A 19,073-nucleotide genomic window follows, 5' to 3' on the forward strand; every position below is an offset into this window, starting at 1 on the left:
CTGGTTCCGGCTCTGGCTCCGGTTCGGGTTCTGGTTCTGGTTCCGGCTCGGGTTCGGGCTCCGGCTCTGGCTCCGGTTCGGGTTCTGGTTCCGGCTCGGGTTCGGGTTCTGGTTCCGGCTCGGGTTCGGGTTCTGGCGCAGTCTGGTTGCTGAAAATGTTGTCGGATACTGAGGTTTGCTCTGCTACCTCTTGTCCTACTTCTATTCTTTCTTCGAATTCATCATCAGTTGCTCTTACGGAACTAGACGAAAGTGAACTTTGTCCTGCCTCAATAGTACTTGCATTAGTTATTGCTGGATCATTATTTATTTGGGGAACATAGGTTTGCTCTGGGATTGGCTGATTTACAATTACTTCTTCAAGAGGATTGATTTCAGAATTACCATATTCTGTGACTCCTTGATTAGGGCTTAATTCTCTACCTTCTTTGTACTTTGATTCATCAGGTGTTTGTACAGAGTCATTCTCAAGCCGCTGCTCCTCTGAAGCCGCTTGAGATGAGTCATCTGTAAAACGAGGATCCTCAGGCATGCATCACCTCAAAATCCCCAGTAGGTTGCATGCTGAAGATTTCAATTTAAATCTTACCAATAAATCATTCGAATTCAAAGTAGTTCTAATCGAACTCTCAGAAAGCTCAACAGTTCCCTGATTAATTTGTTTAATCGGCAATGTTTTTATTGCAAAGCAAGCGTGACTCACATCAAATATAGGGGGGGAGCTTTTGTTCATTTTTATTCTTCAAAAGCATTTTTTGAAACTCTAGTAAAAGGCTCTAATAAAAAGCCCAGTAAAGATCTCTGATTAGTCTTTATTTCAGCAACTAAAGGCATGCCCACTTGAAATGGTATTTTTGTTTTGGATGTTTGTAGATATTGTTGTTCAATATCTACGATAGACTCGTAGTAATAGTCTTCTGATTGTTCATTTTTAACAGTAGAACCGCTTATCTTTTCTATTGTTCCATTCAGAGAACCGTATTCAGATTCCCTGAACGGCAATAAAGTGATATTTACTTTCTGCCCAACACTTATAAATCCAATGTGTTTTGCTGGGATACGTATTTTGGCTTGTCTAATCGTATTGATTGGTACGACTGACAACACTTGATCTCCCGGAACAATCACCGATCCTATATTGTTAAAACGTAGATCGCTTATTATACCGCCAACAGGGGATTTTATAGTCATATTGTCTAACTCAAAATCTTTACCTTCATTTCCAGAATTCGTAACGTATTCTTCACTCTCCAAATTAGCTAAGCTACTTGTATTGGTTAATTCATAATCTGATTCTAAATTGGTTAAATTTAATTTTGCTTGGATTAATGCCTTCTCAATTTCATTCCTTTTCCCCCGTATTTGCTCTGTCTGAGACTGGGTTGTAAGCAATTTTAATTTTGATGCGGCCCCAGTCGTAGTAAGGTTTCTCCACATATTTTCACTTTTTATAGCTAAGTCTAATTGTTTTCCTAGACTTGTTAATTCTACCTCTTTCTCTTTGATAATCGCTTCAGCTACATTGATTTGATCCTTATGATTACGTATCCTAACCTCTAATAGCTTTTCTTGAACTTTTTTCAAATCAGCATCGTTAGTAAGAGAACTGTCAAACAGTCGTGCATCATTGTTTAGTGTAAGAGCTTCTTTTAACTGCTCCTGCTGGAGTCTTAACGAATTTGTCTTAGCAACTCTTTGTTGGATATCGCTTTTAATTAGACTTGGATTTAAATTGATTAGAGTTTCCCCTTTTTTCACATACTGGCCGTTTTCCACATTCACTTTGGTGACAACACCACCCTCAAGATTATTCACTATAAAAATATTGCCCTTAGGTACAATATTACCTGACGCATCGACAACTTGTGTTATGGGAGTCAAGGCAGTGATTGGTATTGATAAAACAAGAGAGCTCGTAAGTATGATTAAAATTCTTCTGTTAAGTAGGCCTCTTTGTGGATCTTCAATTTCAATTGCCTGTCTAAAAGATTCATCATTGGAATTTAATGTTCCCTCTTCATCTAATTTGAGATAATTTTCACGTGCATCATTCCAGAGGTCTAAGAATCTTTTAGATAACTGCTTTAGCTTTGGTTTGTATTGGTTCATTGACCCTTCCGCACTAGCTTTTTGAGTTGTTCTTTAGTCCCATTGAATACTACCCTACCTTTATCCATTGCATAAACTCTATCAGATTTCTCCATTAATACTTCCGAAGATGAGAATATGACCACTGTTCTCTTTTGAGTTTTATCTAATCGATGTCTGAAACTAGGCATGATACGAAGAAGCTGATCGAATTCAGTCGGAGAAAGACCGTTGGTTGGTTCTTCTAATATGATTATAGGGGTGTCTTTTATGAGTGCTTGCGTAATTGTCAGCATCTTTATGAAACCATTATTTAATTCAGATACTAGGTACTGACTCATTCTTGTACTGTAACCTTCTTCCAATTTCAGAATGTAATCATGAATACCTGTAGACTTGCAAATATTATGGATTTCTTCATCTGTTAGTGTTTCATTAAATATTTTTAGATTATAGAGAATCGTTTCATCAAAGAAGTGCTGTTTCTCAAATGCGCAAGCGATATTTGAAGATAATAACTCTTGACTAAATTGCCTGCTGTTTGTCCCATCAATTAATAAATTACCTTCGTATGCGCTGTCTATACAGCACATTATGTCCACCATGGATTTAGAGCATGCTTTGTCATTGCATGAAATCACGATCAACTCACCAGGATTAATCTTTAGACTTACTCCTCTCAAATTACCAAGACTTTTAGTATGCATTTTGGTCGTAACTTCATCAAGATCTAGATGACCAAGAAAATATTTTTCGTTGTACTGCTCTATTTTGATTGGCTTCGAATAAGTGTTATTGTTTTGATTTAAAAAGAATTTATCGTTCAAAAAATTGTAAATCTTACGATTTGACTTGTATTTCAGTATTGCGTTAAGAAGTAACTGGTAGGGCCCGAAAACTCTATAAAACAAAAACATAATTGAGAGAATCGTGCCTTGAGATGATATTTGACTGTTATTCGAGTTTGCATTGAATAAAATTAGCAAGCTTATGATAATAGCAAGACGGCTCGAAAGTGATAGATATATTTGAAGATAGTTCATGTATTTAGAGGCCTTTAAATTGGCAATTGCTTGTGATGCATAAATATTTTTCAATCTTTTTGTATAAAGCCTTTTAAGGCCAAGAAATCTTATCTGCTTGTCTATTTTGATAAGATTATACTGTTCTCTGAAAGTATCAATACTCTTCCTGGATTCCGTTGCACTTGCTGAATCATAGTATTGAGAAAGTATTAATGTTATAAGCGCTGATACTCCCATAATTATAATTGGAGCCCAAACAATATTTCCACCAATTATTGCGATTGCAATTAAATATATAATTATAAATGGGCTGTCTAGCATCGCATATATAAAACTTGTTCTTAAATAGTCAATAAATATTTGGATATTGATCGTTATTTTGTCCAGTTCATCTGGGTTGTGCTTCACGCCACTGTCTAATTTCTGTGAAGTGATTTGAGTAAGTAATCTTGACTCAAGGTTGTTTTCTATTTTCGCAAGAAATTTTCCAATTAGCTCTTCTCTTGAATTCCTGACTCTATTTTCACACCATAAAACAAGTAGTCCACAGATAAATATCCATACACTTGAGATTATACTACCGCTTGGGATGATCACATTATATATAATTCTTATATATAATGGAACTAGCAAGCCTGTAGTTGCCAATATTAAAGACTTGGTATACGCATTTGCAATTATCTTGGTAAGTTTTGCAATAATTATATCTTTCAGGCTTGATGAAGGTTTAATCAATTCCTCGTTGATTTTTATAATTTGTCCTTCATGCCCTATTGCATTTAATTGAAAGATTCCATTGTAATTCTTGGCAAATATATCGTTACTTCTAGAATCTTTATATATCACAAAGGCATTATTCTTGTCATCAACGAATATTGCTGGAAGTTGATATTTGTTCAATCTCTTCAACCTTGCAAGTCTTGATTGTGTTGTGTTATAACCCAGCTTTAAAAGTATATTTCTTAAGTCAACAAGAGTTAGCTGTTCTGGATTATCTCCCACCATTTTTACTAATTCTGTGTTACTTCCTTGCCAATGTAATTCCTGCAAAAATATATACAAGCAGAATGCCAATGGCGCAGTTTTGGCGAGATTCCTATCTCTCAATGCTGACACTTCCTTTTTTTGTTTATGGTTATTCATGAGGCCGTATCCTCCTTTAAAATATTTACAATTGAGCTAGCTTTTGAATCTATAATACCTCCATTCGTATTTAATATAATTGTTGATTTTCTATTTCTATCTTTTAATATCTTATCTGCATAATCAACAAAATCCCTGCCAAATATTATATTTCTCATTTCTATTATTAAAATCTCAGGATTTGCTGCTAGCGATTGTATAACTTTAATTGCTAATATATCATCAGACGACAGTCCTCTAACCATGTCATTTTGAATCTCTGTTCCATACCCATACTCTAGTTTTTTTATCTTTTCTGAAAGACCGGATGCATAAGTAAGGTAAAGAGATAGCCTTTTATTGTGTTCGATTTCTAAGCAACAAAGGGCATTTAAAAGATTAGTTTCAATGATAGGTCTGCTTAGATCTATCATCTTTATGTGTTTAGCTATATCCTCAACATCAATATTGCTTAAATCAGCATCGTTTATTTTTATTCTACTTAATCCTCCATCGAAAAGTGATTCGCAAAATCTTTTAACATCTACCCCATAGTTTTTATCTTTTAAGCTGTTGACCGTCTTTGCTCTAAGCTTAAATGTTTCTCTTGGGCTGCTAGTATTTGTAAATACTAATTCATTCTTGCATAGATTACCTTTGAATTTATTGTTGTTTTTCAAATATTTTTCAGACTTGTCAGATTCCATAATTGGCGAACCAAGCATTTTCAATTTGTTAAAGTAACTATATCTAGCAAAGATCTGAACAAAGTTATTCCATGGTTTTATGCACCTTGTTATCAATAATATACATGCACCTAATTTTGCTACTGTAAGCCACTCACCAATAACTAAAAATGTTCCTATTGTTGCAACCATTACTATATCTAGCTTCGATGTAAATGCAAAAAGGTTCCTGTCTTTAGAAACCAAAAAATTATCATTGTATCTTTTGATTGAAGACCTTAACTGCATCCTTTTATATTCTTCGATCTCCTTTTGTTCAAAATTGTTTAATCTCATGGAATTAATTCCTTCTTGCATGCGCGCATAACTAACTGTTTTCTCGTATTTATACCTTTGATTGCTTTGGTTCCTTCCATATTGATTGTATATTGATTGAATTCTCCGCCCTGTTGCCAATGCCTTCAATGTTCCAATAATTAAAATTATTAAACCTCCCCCAATGTTGATGATAATCATACATATTGCTAATGCAAATATTAAATCAACAGTCATGACTACCAGATCATAGTCTGGTTTTGAACTTATTGAAGCCGAAGCATTTATCTCCAAAAGTTTACCAATATCACTTTTGTTTATTCTTTTTGATAGATATCTTTCGCAGTCTTGAGTTCTTTCTTCTGCCACGATAATCTGCTTTTCTTTTCTCATTATATTTTGCCTTATATTTTCTAGAAAGCTTGTCAGTACCACTATTAACATTATCAATGCCGTAGCAACTATCATTAATTCCAGCGATTGCTTTGGCAGTATGTTCGTATAGCAAATATATATATACGCAGGGAATGCTAGTTTGCCAAAATTGATTAATATACTAGATATAACAACGTCAAATGCACGTTTTTTATTAAGAACGCTCCAGGTATCTTCTTTGATTTTTTCTAAGACTCGCTGCACTTTTCTATTGAATATGCTTTTTGCATAATTATTTTAGCCCCTTTTCATGATCCTGCATTGATTATCCTCTTGTGTGGCTGGTAATGATTCTCATTATCTTTCGCTATTTCTACTTTGATCCTAGTTCCACCTATCTCCTTTAATGGCTCGTCTGTATTTTTTAAAATACTTGCTAGAATATTTTTATATCAGATTAGTCGCCGTGATCAAGATTTCTCTTTGTTCTAGTTCGTCTAAGGTTGTGCTTTTTACCAGAAGTGACTTTATCTCTACAAAATTCTCTTTAAGTGGCCCTATTTGTGAATCTTCGTATGTTGAACAAGTCTTGATTGATTCTTTTGGTTCTTTAGTCATATCTCCCCCTGACGTGTTTTCTTTTTTGGAAACGAACCATCAGATCACAAAGTATTTTGACCCACCACAGCTTGAGGTGGGTTCTCTCCAATCCGCTCGATTAGATCGATCTGAACCCTTATTTCGTGATCTATCTCTTGGTCAAAAGCTAATCAAAGCGGGTTTTTTAGATCAATTTTCTCTTGACCAGTATCTTAGTGATTATCAAGCCTATGCAAATAAAATGAAGTTTGGTGAGTATCTTAAAATCAATTTAATTGTTTCCCCCGCCCTTTTAGATTTCTTCCTCAACTCATCAAAAATACCAGAGTCATCTTTTGATGACATGAAAATTGGCACCAAACTGCTTAATTTTGGCATCATCACTCGAGTCCAATTGGAAGAGGCACTGAAACTCCAATTAAACACCTCAAATCGTATTGGCTCATGCATGGTTGAACTTGGCTACCTTTCTCAGCAACAATTAGATTTCTTCCTCTATTTTCAACTATCTGATCTCTATTGACGATATTCGTATGAAACCTCTTGTTATGTCGTTTCAATGACTTGTCCTAGTGAAATTGCTGCTGTTTCCATTGGACTTGCCATTACTTCAAAATCCCTAATTTCGATTGCTTTTGACCACAGCCATCCTTGCCCTTCATCAACTCCTACTCTCTTACATAGCATCAGCTGTGAAGCCGTTTCAATCCCTTCTGCGCACACGCTCACGTCGATGGAATGACATCCAGCTACCAACCATTTCAAGAATCTTTGTTTGGCCTCGCTGTAATCGATTCCTTTTATTATGTCCATGTCTACCTTTACCTTTGAAAAGGGTAATTCGACCATGTTTTTTAGCGGTGCTATTCCTGACCCAAAGTCATCGATTGCTATTTCATGGATAGTATTTAGATACTGAAGGAACTCAAGCTGTTGCGGCTCCATCACGCATTTTTCTGTTAGTTCTATTTTCAGTCTTTTTCCAACTTGTCTCCTAAGTCTGTCTAAATCTTCTGATTCTTTAGATAATGCCCGCATAAAACCCTTGCCGTCGCCCATGTACTTGGGGGATATATTTATAGAAATCCATACATCTGATTGTATTCTCGTGAGGATACTCATTGCTAGTAAAAATGAATTTTTTGTAACCTCTAGGTTTAAGAATGGATCGTTGTCTAGTTCCTCCAATATTTCAGGACTAAGATTTCTTCCGTTAGGTCTATATAGCATCTCCCCTCCGCATACTCTGTTGGATTTGATGTCAACAATAGGTTGAATCTTAAAGTTTTTGGAGTATTCCATTAGGCGGCTGAGTCATGGCTTGAGCTTGTTTGTATTATTTCTTGCATTGTCTTCTTTTTTTCTTTCTCTAAAATTGGGCGATAAATTTTTACGTAATTTTCTAATATAATTTTCTTTTTGTTGTTCATGGCACAGTATTTTTTTTTATTCTACCTCTGGATCTTCGTGTTGCAAGTGCGTCTTCACTTTAGTTTGTTGGTTAAGCAAGAAGCCTTGACCCAGTTGACAGCCAAGGGCTGTTAATGCCTTTAGTTGATCTTCTCTTTCTATCCCCTCTGCCACTAACTCTACTTTCAGTGCTCTCGCCATCCAAATTACTGTTTTAATAAGTGCTTGTTCAACTTCATTTTCAATATGTTCGATGTATGACTGATCTAACTTGATCCTTTCCACAGCTATGTGCCTCAGCATTGATATCGATGCATATCCTGTCCCAAAGTCGTCCATAGCAAACTTTATTCCAGCCTCTCTTAATTTGTTCATGTTACTTTTTGCTATTTCAATATTACTTACAAATGCTGTTTCTGTCACCTCTATATAAATTTGGCGGCAATTAAGTCCTGCTGTGTTTAATTGATTCAACAATCTTTCGGGAAAATTCATGTCTAATAGCTCTATAGCACTTATGTTGATTGAAAGTGTCTGATCTTCTTCAAGCGAGATTTGCTCTGTGTCAACTTTCTCGCCGATTTTTTTGATCATCTCACTTGTGATTTCCCTTACCTGGCCAGTTTTCTCGGCTATTTTTATTATTGTTCCTACATCCATTTTTATTTCTTTGCATCTAAATAATGCCTCGTAGCCAATAATATTTCGATATTTATTTCCTTTTTTTGATAGAGAGATATCCACGATTGGTTGTATTTCGACATCGATCCGTCCACTTTTAGTTGCTCTGGCGAGTTGCTCTCTTGTGGTTTCTGTAATCATGACCTCCCTTTTCATTGCTTCCTCGAAGAACATTATTCTATCCTTTCCATCTTCTTTAGCCTTGTACAACGCTATATCGGCATAATCGAATATTGACATCGTTTTATCTGTTTGCATCTTGTCTGTACATATTCCTATGCTGCATTTATAATTTAATTCTATACCTTTTGCCATAAATGACTTGGATATCTCTTTTCTAATTTTTTCTCCTACGGTGAAACTTCTTGTCTCAATTTCTTGCTTATTGCCATATTTGAATTTCGCTATGACCACAAATTCATCCCCTCCTATTCTTCCAACGAAATCAGTTGGTCTTAGGCATGCCTTCAATCTTTTGCTGATCTCTCTCAGGTATATGTCTCCAACTACGTGCCCATTTGTATCATTTAAGTGCTTAAAGTTGTCAATATCTATTACAAAAAGTGAATAGCTCAAATTTTTTCTCAACCTCTCCGAACTTATTGTTTCTAGCTCGATTTCAAATGATGCTCTATTCGCTAGTCCTGTCAGGTTGTCGCTGAATGCCTTGGCTTCAATCAGTTTGTTCCTTTTCATTTTGCTTGTTATATCTTCTATGCAAAATATTGTGCGTTCGTCTTCGTAAATTATTTTATCAAGCACTGTTCTGCTGATTCTTGCATATTTTACTTCATCTTTTTTCTTGGTACGGTATTTTACTTCTATCGTCTTTTTCTCTTCCCTGTTTTCATTCATGAAATCTTCAAGTATCTTGTCGTGCTTTAAATATTTTCTCCACCAATCTTGAGGATATTCCACAAAACTATTGTTTTCCCAGTTTTCCCTCGAATCAATTTCTAGCATTTTACATAGTTTTCTCGAAATCAATGATGTCTTCTGTTTTTTATTCCATTCCCACCAGCCATCGCTATTTGCCTCGAATGCCATTCTGATGCTTTGTGCCGCGGTCTCTCTTATTTTCCTTTTGCTATCTAAGCTCTCTCTCTCCTGACGTTCTAGTCTATTTTCACTTTGCTTTTTTCTTTTTCTTATTGTAAATAGCAAGATGAAGGTTCCCATGATAGCTGTCGCTGCCATTATTTGCAGGTTTCTCACTCTTTCGTGGTCAAGCCTTATCTTCGTTACTGCTTTTATTTGCCCAACGGTGATACCGTTCTTGCTAATTGCTGCCTCTATTGTATTTGTTCGTTCCTTGTCTTCTTCTGCTTTTGATTTATTACCTGCTTTTGCTAGTGTTTTTATTTTTCCGTTTTTAATTCTACTTATTTCTATGTAAGCTAGGTCCCTGTTGTCCTTCAGTATTGTGATGATTGCTTCATTTAGTCTTTCATTGTCTATTGCTGGTATTACGCTTAAGCTGCTGAGACCAGTCGCGAATGATTTAATTTCCTTTTTGATTTCCTCCGCTCTGTGGTTTTTTTCTCCTTCTATGATTGCTGTATTGGTACCTGCTAGGCTTCCAATAAACAGAATTAGAGTCGTTAGGAATATTATTTTCTCCATACATATTTTATGAATCATGGGTGTTAGTTTTTTGTTCATTTGCTCATCATCGGTTCTCGCTTGAAGTATCGTCGATGCCTCTAATCTACCTTGTTTTATCTCCCTTAGAATATCCTTGGTTTTAGTGTGTGCCAATCCCCTGGCCCCGTTTTCGGCTTGTTTTTTTTAAGATTTTCCGTTTTCTGCTCTTTCATTCACCCTTATATTTTTACTTCACTCTCCGAAAATTCCTTCCGCCTCCCTTCAGAGCTCGTAACGTCACTTTGTTTCTATGCGTATAATATTTTACAAATTATTTTTTCTTCTTGTAATCTAGTATCCTGTATTTTGACCGCGTTATTATCAGCTCAGCTTCGCCTGCTTTGTGGAACATATGTTGTCCTTATTCTAAGCTCCCTTTAGTTCTTTTATGTTCCTACTTTTGTAGCTTATCTATTCTATTGCTCAACTGCTCCTCTGGTTCACCTGGCTTTTATATTGAACCCATTTATACTTTGGTATGTTCATGTTATTGTTATTGATCTGAAGGCCTCTACTTTGAATTGCTGACACCATTTTGAAGTCAGTCTATCTCCATTGCTTCCTGATTTGTTGCAGTATGGTAGCCACCTACTTTTAATTAGCTGGCACATGTTCAAAAAAACAATTCAAAAATGTATTGGCTGGGATTTATTTAATTGTTAAGCAGTTGATTCCCGAGATTCCCCGAGACCATGAGATTTGAAATCCCGGGTATTATCCTATTTCACTATCTTATTTGATTCACACAAAACCTTGCTGAGCACAAGTGGTTGAGGGCATGCTTAATTTCGTATATTAGGGTATGCCTGAGGTTTCAAAGCGCCTCAACTTCACTTTGGGCTGTTCTGCCACCAGTGGCTTCGTCGACAATTTTGTATACGAGGTAGTCAATGAAACCTTCATCAATTATCCAGAGATGCGCAAGCGTCTGTTGGAACTGAACCCAAGCAGTTTCCGTCAGATTGTGGTCACGCTTCTCGAAGTGCATGGTCGGGGTTACTGGGAGACCTTAGACGAAAACTTCGAGGAACTGCAGCAGCTTTATCAGAAAGTGGTAGATCGAATTGAGGGTTTTGTAGTTGACTAGTATTTATTCTTTCTTTTCTAGTCAAGTCAGCTCACAAATATAATTAAAATTTCAGCTTAAATGATTCTTTTTTAAGCGTATTCAAAATATTCTGAATAAATTTGATTTATTGGCTAAGCCTAGTCTTTAATTCGAAAATTCATGAAATAGTTAATAGCCTTACCTATAAAGTTTGCATTGTTGTCAAGCTTTGTTTTGGATGTCCAGCCTGGGCAGATGCATTCGTTGTTGGAGTAAAGTCCGCCATCCTTGGCAACTGTTGTGAATAATATTTTCGAGGGCTTCAGTAGGTAAATATTCTTTTCCCACGCTTCATACATAGCGCGATGCTCTTTCTCGAACATCTCTTTTAAGTTTTTACGCTGTTTTGTGCTATTTGGCCGGTCTCTTTGCATTTTTTGTTGATAGTTAGTGTGATAATTGGTGTAAATTGTATTAACAACTATCTGTTCAAATCTGGAGAAAAATTGATGCTTGAGAAAGCTGGATACCATTAAATCGCAAACTTTTGGATCTACTCGGTCTTCGGGGGGAGTGGGGAATTTGGTGACTAATTTAATTTTCTTTTTGTCTTTGTCGGATGCAGCAGTTTGTCCAAGAGCGGCGATTAAGAGCTTGAGATCGACATGCATGAGGATAGTCTTCGGTGGGTCTTTCTCATTCTTTAAATTATTAATGTGCCTTCCTTCAAAGGTTGATCCGTTTTTAAGTGCTTCCTTGTATTTGTCAAATTCCTGATGGGGGTAGCCGCTTCTTGTTTTTTTGAAATCCTCATGGAATTTCTTTCCGTAGAGCTTTACGTCAAAAGTATGGGAATGTTTGACGATGGTTGATTTCCCTGCCCCAGAACAGCCCGCGATGATTAAGCAGGTTTTTAAATCTTTTGTGTTTTGACCTTTCTTTTTTGCACTTTTCTGCTTAGCCGCTTCTGTTATTTGCATCTAGATACTTAGGCCACAATCTAACCTTAGCTTAATTTCCTCTTAATGTCTAGTTTGGAGTGGTTCTCCGCTTTTGCTTGTTCCTCAGCACTTCACTTTTGTGTGCTGATTGGCAGTGGTCAGTTTTTATGCGTCTTCAGTTTTGCGTTGTGCCGAAATGACCACGCTCAGCACGTTCACTGATCTCTGACGTCCTGAAATTCACCCCCGCCCATCGCTCGTAGTCATGCAGGGAGCGTTCCTCTCCGAGCCAGTAGTCGTGGATGTCAGTCACGTCACGGGCCGTCGGTCTGAGTGGCTTAGGAGCGCGATCAAGGCTTTGCAGGAGCGTGTGCACCCGCACCAAGGATTTTCGGTTTAGCTCAAACCAGTTGTCGTGATCGCTCCAATGGTTGGCTGATGGCTCGACCGGTGTGGCTTGCGTCTTGTAGAGATGGAAAAGCAGCAGACGATTCGGGGCGTAAATATTGAAGCCTGAGGTCCACAGCCTTGCCGACATGGCCACTTCCTCCCCATAGAAATAGAGCCCTGGGTCGTAGGGCACTCTGCTTGCGATCGACCCAGGCCCGAAAAGGAATCCTCCGGCAATAAAGGCCCCGGGGATTGGACGCTCAGGCTGTTGTTCTGGCAGTCGGAACCGACTGATGCCTCGGAACCTGAGAATGCCATTCTCGTCAAAGCCGTCGGCTCCCATGACTGGCAGTGTGGACGTCTGTAGGAAGCACGGTTGCTTGAAGCCATTGGGGTAAACACTCAGAACTGCACCTGGATCGCTGGATTCCGCCCAAGTCATGAGCAGCAGCTCATCCCAGTGCTTTACAGCGCGCATGTGACTGTCGATCTGGAGTAGAAAATCTTCCCCGCCGTAAAAACGCTGAGCCTGTCGTCGCGCCCAGCAGGCTCCCAAGCTGTCAGAGGCACGAAACGAGCAGACGCTGAGCTGAGGATGATCCGGAAACGCATTGGTTCCCCAATGGTTCGGATCGTTATCGGCAAGTTGCAGGCAGATGCCGAAGCGCAGGCGTTCTGGCTGGGCTGCCCTCTCGATCAGGTTGTGAAGTGTGGCCGGAAGATCTGGGTCTCGGTAAGCCGAGATTTGAACGAAGATCGTGTCAGTCACCAGAGTGCGGCAGCCATGCGTAGTGTCTGGCTGATCGGGCCCACATCGTGCACCCTCAGCACGGCTGCACCGGCCTGAGCACAACGGCAGGCCACTGCAGCGGTTCCCCAGAGCCGCGCCTTCGGTCTCGGTTCGTCGAGCACGGCACCAATGAAGCGTTTGCGTGAAGGGCCGATCAACACCGGTCGCGGCCCCCGGGTCAGTTGTTCCAGATCTCGCAGCAGCTGCAGGTTCTGCTCGTGAGTCTTGGCGAACCCGAGGCCTGGGTCCCAGATGATCTGGCTTTCTTGGACGCCCGCCTTGATGGCGGCTTCACTGCGCTCCACTAACGCCCCTTTCACATCCGCTACGACATCGGAGTAGCTCGTGAGTTGATCCATGCTTTGACTGTTGCCGCGGCTGTGCATCAGCACCACTGGACACCCTGCATCGGCGACCACCCGCAGCAGATCGGGGTCGCGTCTGCCACCGCTCACATCATTGATCCAGCTTGCACCTGCCTCCAGTGCCCTGGCGGCAACCGGTGCTAGAAACGTGTCCACGGAGATCAGGGCGTCTGGGTTCCTTTCCCTGATGGCTTTCAGTGCTGGCAGGAGCCTGCGCAATTCCTCCTCTTCACCCACCTCCTCCGCGCCAGGTCGGGTGCTCTGGGCGCCCAGATCCAACACGTCGGCCCCGTTGTTCAGTTGCCGCTGGGCTTCAGAGAGGGCACGTTCGCTTGCAAGGAATCGTCCTCCATCACTGAAGGAGTCTGGAGTGATGTTAATCACCCCCATCACCGTCGTGCGTTGGAGCCAGCCCTGGGGCCAGACCCCTGATTCAAGCGGTTTGGTAATTCGCAATGCGGGCAAAGCTTTCGGCTTCCAGGGAAGCGCCCCCCACAAGCACCCCATCGATATCGCTCATGCCCATCAACTGATCAATGTTGGTGGGTTTGACGGACCCTCCGTACTGGATTACGAGATCAGGGGAGCCGACCCAACTCCGGATGAGACCGCAAATGCGGTTTGCTTCCTCGGCTTCGCAGGTTTTGCCCGTTCCGATTGCCCAAATCGGTTCGTAGGCCACGACTAACTTCTCGGCGTCGAGTCCCTCCAGGCCCTGCTCGATTTGGCGTCGAATCACCCGTTCGGCTTCGCCGCGTTCGCGTTGCTCATCACTTTCACCGACACAAACGATCGGAATTAAACCGTTCGATTGGGATGACCTGGCTCGGTGGTTGATTTGCTCATCGCTTTCACTGAAATATTTTCTTGGTTCGCTGTGGCCCACGATCGTGTGGGTGACCCCATGCTCCTTGAGCATTGCAGGGGAGATCTCGCCAGTGAAAGCTCCTTGGCCTTCCCAGTGCACGTTCTGGCTGGAGAGACAAAGGCGGGAGCCTTGGCTGAGATCCGCCATTGTTGACAGCGCCGTGAACGGTGGTGCCAAGACCAGGTCGCGGTCGTCAGGGGTGTCAGCGATCAACGGCAGGAAGGCCGCCATGAACTCCCGCGACTGGGCACACGTCATGTGCATTTTCCAGTTGCCAGCGATCACCGGTCTTCGCACGCCTGCTTCCCCATGGAATGGCAGCCAACTTACGGCCCGGCCGCGTTTTCGCTCCCCACAACGGACTCCTCCCCAGCAAGCACAACCCGATCTCCCGAGGAAAGTTGGTGTCCTCGCCGGGTTTCAACGCTTCCATTGACTTCCACCTCACCCATCTGAATGCGCTGTTTCGCTTCACCACCTGTGGACACCCAACCCTTCCATTTCAGGAACTGATCCAGCTTCATCGGAGAGAGTTTTATGCCCACCATTGATACTGTGCCGCGATGCTGACACCATCCCAGGCCGGTTTCCGCCGACTGCTGCCGCTGCTCCGCCCCCACCTGCATGAACTGCTCTGGGGGGGCTGCTGCATGGTCGTCTACGTCGGTAGTTTTCCGCTCCTTGTTCAGCTGGCAGGAGATCTGTTTCCCGCATTGGGGTCGGGTGATCTCGCCCGAGTGCTTCAGCTGATTGGCTTGGCGTTGCTGATCTTTGCTGTTCAGAAAATCGCTCAGTTCGGCCAGGACTCTCTGCTGGCAGGTCCTGCTCTGCTGGTGAGCCAGGGGTTACGTCGGGATCTGTTCCGTCGCTTGCAGACCGTTGAGCTTGGTGCGCTTGAGAAGCTCTCGGCCGGTGATCTCACCTACCGCTTTACGGAAGACGCTGATCGCGTCAGTGAAGTCCTCTACAAGACCATCCACGACACAGTCCCAAGCGTGCTGCAGCTCTTAGCAGTGCTGGGGATGATGCTCTGGCTCGACTGGAAGCTGACGCTTGCCATCCTGTTGCTTGCGCCTGTGATCGTCTGGCTGATCAGCCTGTTTGGTGCTCGCGTCATGGCAGCCACCGAACGCAGTCAGCAAAAGGTGAGCGAATTGGCCGGTTTGCTGGGTGAGGCGATTGAGGGCTTGCCTTTGGTGCGAGCTTTCGCGGCTGAGCCCTGGCTGCAGGACCGTTTCGAGACGGAGATTGACCAGCACCGGCAGGCCCGTCACCGCACCTACAGCCTTGTGGCTCTCCAGCATCCGGTGGTCGGCATCATCGAGGTGGTGGGCCTGTTTGCGGTGTTGGCGCTCGGCGCCTGGCGAATCCAGACCGGTGATCTGAGCATTGCCGGGCTGAGCAGTTATTTGACGGGACTGATCGTGCTGATCGATCCCATTGCGCACGTCACCAACAACTTCAACGAATTCCAGCAGGGACAGGCTTCGCTGCGACGTCTGCGTCAGATCGAAAGAGAACCTCAAGAGGCCGCTGATCCAGCGGAGGCGCAATCCATCGGCACTCTCAAGGGGGATCTGGTCTTTGACCAGGTGAGCTTTGGCTATGACCCTGCCGAGCCGGTGCTGCAACAGCTGGATCTGTGGGTCGATGCGGGCCAGGTGTTGGCCATCGTTGGGCCCTCAGGTGCTGGCAAAAGCACCCTGCTGTCGCTCCTGCTGCGCTTCAACACAGTGCAACAGGGCCAGATTCGTCTCGATGGCACCGACATCAGCATGATCCGCGCCCGTGAGCTTCGACAGCAGGTGGCCCTGGTTCCCCAGAGAACAACCGTGTTCTCTGGAACGATTTCGGAAGCCATCCGGTTTGGACGTCGCGCGACGGACGACGAGGTTCGTCATGCCGCGCGTTTGGCCAATGCAGATGAGTTCATCCGTGCCTTGCCTCGTGGTTACGACACCCAGTTGGAAGAAAGAGGGACCAACGTTTCTGGTGGACAACTGCAGAGAATCGCCATTGCTCGTGCGGTCTTAGGCAATCCAGCGCTGTTGCTGCTTGATGAGGCCACCAGTGCTCTTGATGCTGAGGCGGAGGCTGCGGTTCAACTCGGTCTCAAGCAGGCGATGAAAGGACGAACGGTGTTGGTCATCGCCCATCGTCTGGCAACGGTGCAGGAGGCGGATCGAATTGTGGTTCTTGAGAAAGGTGCTGTTGTTGATCGAGGAACCCACGATGAGCTGATGCAGCGAGGTGGGCGTTACCGCGAGTTGTGCGAACGCCAGTTCATTAGGGATCGGCAGACGTCCTGAATCCATCTACGATCTGGCCGCCGGTTCCACGCAATCCCGGCGATGAACGATGACTGACTCTGCAGCCAACAACCCTGTCCTGACGTTTGAGGGAAAGCGCTACGACCTCAATACACTCCCTGATGAGCTCAAGGAGCTTGTGCGTGGCATGCAGGTTGCCGATGCTCAGCTGCGGATGCATGAAGACACCCTCAAGGTTCTGGCTGTAGGACGTCAGAGCCTCGCCACGCAGCTGAATGACAAGCTTCAGTCCGTTACCCCACTGCCTGATGGTCAGGGCTGATTGCCTGCCAATAAAAAAGGGGGCCAAGAGCCCCCTTTTTGGATGAATCTTTAAGGCATCAGTCGCTGAACTTGTAAGCCTTGGTGAGTTTGAACACTGTTCCCGAGAGGAGCAGAAGGGCAACAAGGTTGGGGAGGGCCATCAGCCCGTTCAGCGTGTCGGCAATCGACCAGATCACGCCACGGTCACCGGCCACAGCGCCGATCACAACAACAGCCACCCAAACCAGACGGAACGGCATCACGGCAGACTCACCGAACAAGTACGTGGTGCAGCGTTCGCCATAGAAGCTCCAGCCCAGAATGGTGGTGAAGGCAAAGACCACCAACCCCAGCGTTACCACCACGCCACTGCCGGAGATTCCGGTGTTGAAGGCAGCGATAGAGAGGTCTGCGCCGCTTAGTTTTTCGCCAGCTGCATCGAGGATCAGATTGGCTTTGGTGGTGATGATCACCAGCGCGGTCATCGTGCAGATGATCAGGGTGTCGATGAAGGTGCCCAGCATGGCCACCGTGCCCTGTCGAACGGGGTCATCGGTTCTTGCGGCAGCGTGAGCGATCGGCGCGCTGCCGAGGCCTGCTTCATTGGAGAAGATGCCCCTTTTGAAACCCATCAGCACCACCTGACCAAGAGCACCACCGGCAGCTGCTTTGCCGGAGAAGGCGTTGGAGAAAATCGTGGCGAAGGCTTCAGGTACGCCCCCCAGATTGAGAAGCAGCACCAATAAGCATGCCGCTACGTAGAGGATTGACATCAGGGGAACGATGGCTGAAGCCGCTTGGGCGATGCGCTTGATGCCTCCGATCACAACAGCAAAAACAAGTGCTGCCAGAACGATTCCGGTGACCAGCTTCGGAATGCCAATCAGGCTCAAGGCAGACGAAACCTCAAAGGCCTGAACCCCATTGCCGATGCCAAACCCAGCCAACATGCCGAAGAGAGCAAACAGGCCCGCCATCCAGCTCCAGCCGCTGCCGAGCCCATTGCGGATGTAATACATCGGGCCACCGACATGGTTGCCTTCCCCATCGGTTTCACGGAATTGAACCGCGAGCACCGCTTCGGCGTATTTGGTTGCGATACCAAAGATCGCGATGATCCACATCCAGAAGACGGCTCCAGGCCCGCCAACGGCGATCGCCCCTGCAACACCGGCGATGTTCCCTGTGCCGATCGTGGCGGACAAGGATGTCATCAGCGCCTGAAAGGGCGTGATCTCCCCTTCTGTTTGTGATGCAGCAGGGCGCAGCATCATCGAGATGCCATATCCCAGCCTTTGCAGCGGCATGAACCGCAACCCCACCATCAAGAGAATGCCAGTCGCGGCAATCAAAATGACGGTGGGCCATCCCCAAACGACACTGTTGATCGGGCCATTGATGGCCTGAATGGTCGACTCGACTCCGCCCATGCCTTTCAACAAGTTTGGGCGGATGGTCTCATAGCCGGCTGATACCGGCAATCAACTCAGAGTGATTCGAGATCTTCAAAGCGGAAGGTCTGGCTTCCGGCTGGGGTGTCGCCGTGGGCTTCGGTGGTCACGACCCGCTCGGTCAGCACCCAGGGACCATCCCCTGGAAGAGGAGCGAAGGTGTCTTTGAAGCTGCTGCGGCCGCCTCGGGCTTCTCCCGTTGCTGGGTCGGCGTATTGACTTGTGTAGGTGTGGCTGAGGTATCCCGAGCCCGTGTGGGTGACATCTGTGGTGTAGATCGTCACGACGGTGCCGTGGATGTGTCGGTGAACCATGGTCACCACGTCATCCTTGATGCGGTATTTGTCACCTTCTCCCTTGCCGCCGATCAGAACTTCGGTTCCCACCTCGTTGGTGTCACCGGCCGTGAAGGTGTTCTCCCCGTGGGTCTGATCGAAGCTGCGACGAACGCGATGGATCGCCACCTCCCAAAGCTGTGAGTTCACCGCCTTCAGAATGTCTTCGTTCTCAATTCCCTCAACCTTGGCCTTCAGATCAGCGCCGATTTCGAACTGGCCTTCAACCCGTTGATCGTTCTGCTCCCAGATGCAGCGTCCGCGATAGCCGGAAAAACCAGGGGCCCAGGTGTAGCGGTTCTCGTAGGCGCGACGAAAAACATCACGCAGGTCGCATCCAGGCTTGACGGGAACGGAGGCTGTCAC

Annotated in this window: 16 protein-coding genes and 1 pseudogene; 4 read left to right on the forward strand and 13 right to left on the reverse strand. The window is 44.4% G+C overall.

Features of this window, described 5'->3' with window-relative positions; genetic code table 11:
- From DXY30_RS13895 to DXY30_RS04045, 4 genes are all read right to left on the reverse strand, one after another.
- Positions 1 to 532 (reverse strand): hypothetical protein (locus tag DXY30_RS13895; RefSeq protein ID WP_198410700.1); only part of this gene is annotated, 532 nt, incomplete at its 3' end.
- A 203-nt stretch (positions 533 to 735) separates the two neighbouring features.
- The gene (locus DXY30_RS04035; protein WP_115093480.1) at positions 736 to 2,109 is read right to left on the reverse strand and encodes an HlyD family type I secretion periplasmic adaptor subunit; all 1,374 of its coding nucleotides are present in this window, start codon (positions 2,107 to 2,109) and stop codon (positions 736 to 738) included.
- Positions 2,106 to 4,256, reverse strand: coding sequence for an ATP-binding cassette domain-containing protein (locus DXY30_RS04040; RefSeq protein WP_115093481.1), 2,151 nt, complete (start codon positions 4,254 to 4,256; stop codon positions 2,106 to 2,108). The genes DXY30_RS04035 and DXY30_RS04040 overlap by 4 nt, the downstream gene beginning before the upstream one ends.
- The gene (locus tag DXY30_RS04045) at positions 4,253 to 5,704 is read right to left on the reverse strand and encodes a hypothetical protein (protein ID WP_137006780.1); all 1,452 of its coding nucleotides are present in this window, start codon (positions 5,702 to 5,704) and stop codon (positions 4,253 to 4,255) included. The genes DXY30_RS04040 and DXY30_RS04045 overlap by 4 nt, the downstream gene beginning before the upstream one ends.
- Positions 5,705 to 6,017: 313 nt before the next feature.
- Between DXY30_RS04045 and DXY30_RS04050 the strand changes: the two genes are divergently transcribed.
- Positions 6,018 to 6,734, forward strand: a complete 717-nt coding sequence (locus DXY30_RS04050) for a hypothetical protein (protein WP_137006781.1) — start codon at positions 6,018 to 6,020, stop codon at positions 6,732 to 6,734.
- A gap of 23 nt (positions 6,735 to 6,757) precedes the next feature.
- Here the strand turns inward: DXY30_RS04050 and DXY30_RS04055 are convergent, their stop codons facing one another.
- Together DXY30_RS04055 and DXY30_RS04060 are read right to left on the reverse strand one after the other, a co-directional pair.
- Entirely contained in the window at positions 6,758 to 7,513 is a 756-nt protein-coding gene (locus tag DXY30_RS04055; protein ID WP_115093484.1) for an EAL domain-containing protein, read from the reverse strand.
- Between the two features lie 144 nt (positions 7,514 to 7,657).
- On the reverse strand, positions 7,658 to 10,060 hold the full coding sequence (locus DXY30_RS04060) for a bifunctional diguanylate cyclase/phosphodiesterase (RefSeq protein ID WP_115093485.1): 2,403 nt from the start codon (positions 10,058 to 10,060) through the stop codon (positions 7,658 to 7,660).
- Between the two features lie 685 nt (positions 10,061 to 10,745).
- Here DXY30_RS04060 and DXY30_RS04065 point away from each other — a divergent pair.
- Positions 10,746 to 11,033 (forward strand): annotated as a pseudogene (locus DXY30_RS04065) (cobaltochelatase subunit CobN); the annotation flags it as partial.
- A 119-nt stretch (positions 11,034 to 11,152) separates the two neighbouring features.
- Here DXY30_RS04065 and DXY30_RS04070 read toward each other — a convergent pair.
- The 5 genes from DXY30_RS04070 to DXY30_RS04090 all read right to left on the reverse strand — a co-directional run bounded on the left by DXY30_RS04070 (position 11,153) and on the right by DXY30_RS04090 (position 14,872).
- The gene (locus DXY30_RS04070; RefSeq protein WP_115093486.1) at positions 11,153 to 11,974 is read right to left on the reverse strand and encodes a hypothetical protein; all 822 of its coding nucleotides are present in this window, start codon (positions 11,972 to 11,974) and stop codon (positions 11,153 to 11,155) included.
- A 136-nt stretch (positions 11,975 to 12,110) separates the two neighbouring features.
- Positions 12,111 to 13,094 carry a GlcNAc-transferase family protein gene (locus DXY30_RS04075; RefSeq protein WP_115093487.1) on the reverse strand — a complete coding sequence of 328 codons (984 nt, stop codon included), beginning with the start codon at positions 13,092 to 13,094 and terminating at the stop codon, positions 12,111 to 12,113.
- Entirely contained in the window at positions 13,091 to 13,936 is an 846-nt protein-coding gene (gene folP / locus DXY30_RS04080) for a dihydropteroate synthase (RefSeq protein ID WP_244281264.1), read from the reverse strand. Before folP ends, DXY30_RS04075 begins: the two co-directional genes overlap by 4 nt.
- A complete protein-coding gene (tpiA, locus tag DXY30_RS04085) occupies positions 13,914 to 14,645 on the reverse strand; it encodes a triose-phosphate isomerase (protein WP_115093489.1) in 732 nt (243 codons plus the stop codon). The genes folP and tpiA overlap by 23 nt, the downstream gene beginning before the upstream one ends.
- A gap of 29 nt (positions 14,646 to 14,674) precedes the next feature.
- Positions 14,675 to 14,872: an RNA-binding S4 domain-containing protein gene (locus DXY30_RS04090; protein ID WP_115093564.1), complete on the reverse strand. Its 198-nt coding sequence runs from the start codon at positions 14,870 to 14,872 to the stop codon at positions 14,675 to 14,677.
- A gap of 39 nt (positions 14,873 to 14,911) precedes the next feature.
- Here DXY30_RS04090 and DXY30_RS04095 point away from each other — a divergent pair, with 39 nt between their 5' ends.
- Both DXY30_RS04095 and DXY30_RS04100 read left to right on the forward strand, forming a co-directional pair.
- Complete coding sequence (locus tag DXY30_RS04095) at positions 14,912 to 16,657, forward strand: ABC transporter ATP-binding protein (RefSeq protein ID WP_115093490.1); 1,746 nt, start codon at positions 14,912 to 14,914, stop codon at positions 16,655 to 16,657.
- Between the two features lie 49 nt (positions 16,658 to 16,706).
- Complete coding sequence (locus DXY30_RS04100) at positions 16,707 to 16,940, forward strand: DUF6447 family protein (protein WP_115093491.1); 234 nt, start codon at positions 16,707 to 16,709, stop codon at positions 16,938 to 16,940.
- A 58-nt stretch (positions 16,941 to 16,998) separates the two neighbouring features.
- On the opposite strand, the gene DXY30_RS04105 is transcribed toward DXY30_RS04100, so the two are convergent.
- On the reverse strand, positions 16,999 to 18,351 hold the full coding sequence (locus DXY30_RS04105) for a sodium:alanine symporter family protein (protein ID WP_115025206.1): 1,353 nt from the start codon (positions 18,349 to 18,351) through the stop codon (positions 16,999 to 17,001).
- A gap of 56 nt (positions 18,352 to 18,407) precedes the next feature.
- Positions 18,408 to 19,073, reverse strand: coding sequence for a DUF3386 domain-containing protein (locus DXY30_RS04110; RefSeq protein WP_115093492.1), 666 nt, complete (start codon positions 19,071 to 19,073; stop codon positions 18,408 to 18,410).

Source organism: Synechococcus sp. UW106, from assembly GCF_900474015.1.
GTDB lineage: Bacteria > Cyanobacteriota > Cyanobacteriia > PCC-6307 > Cyanobiaceae > Parasynechococcus.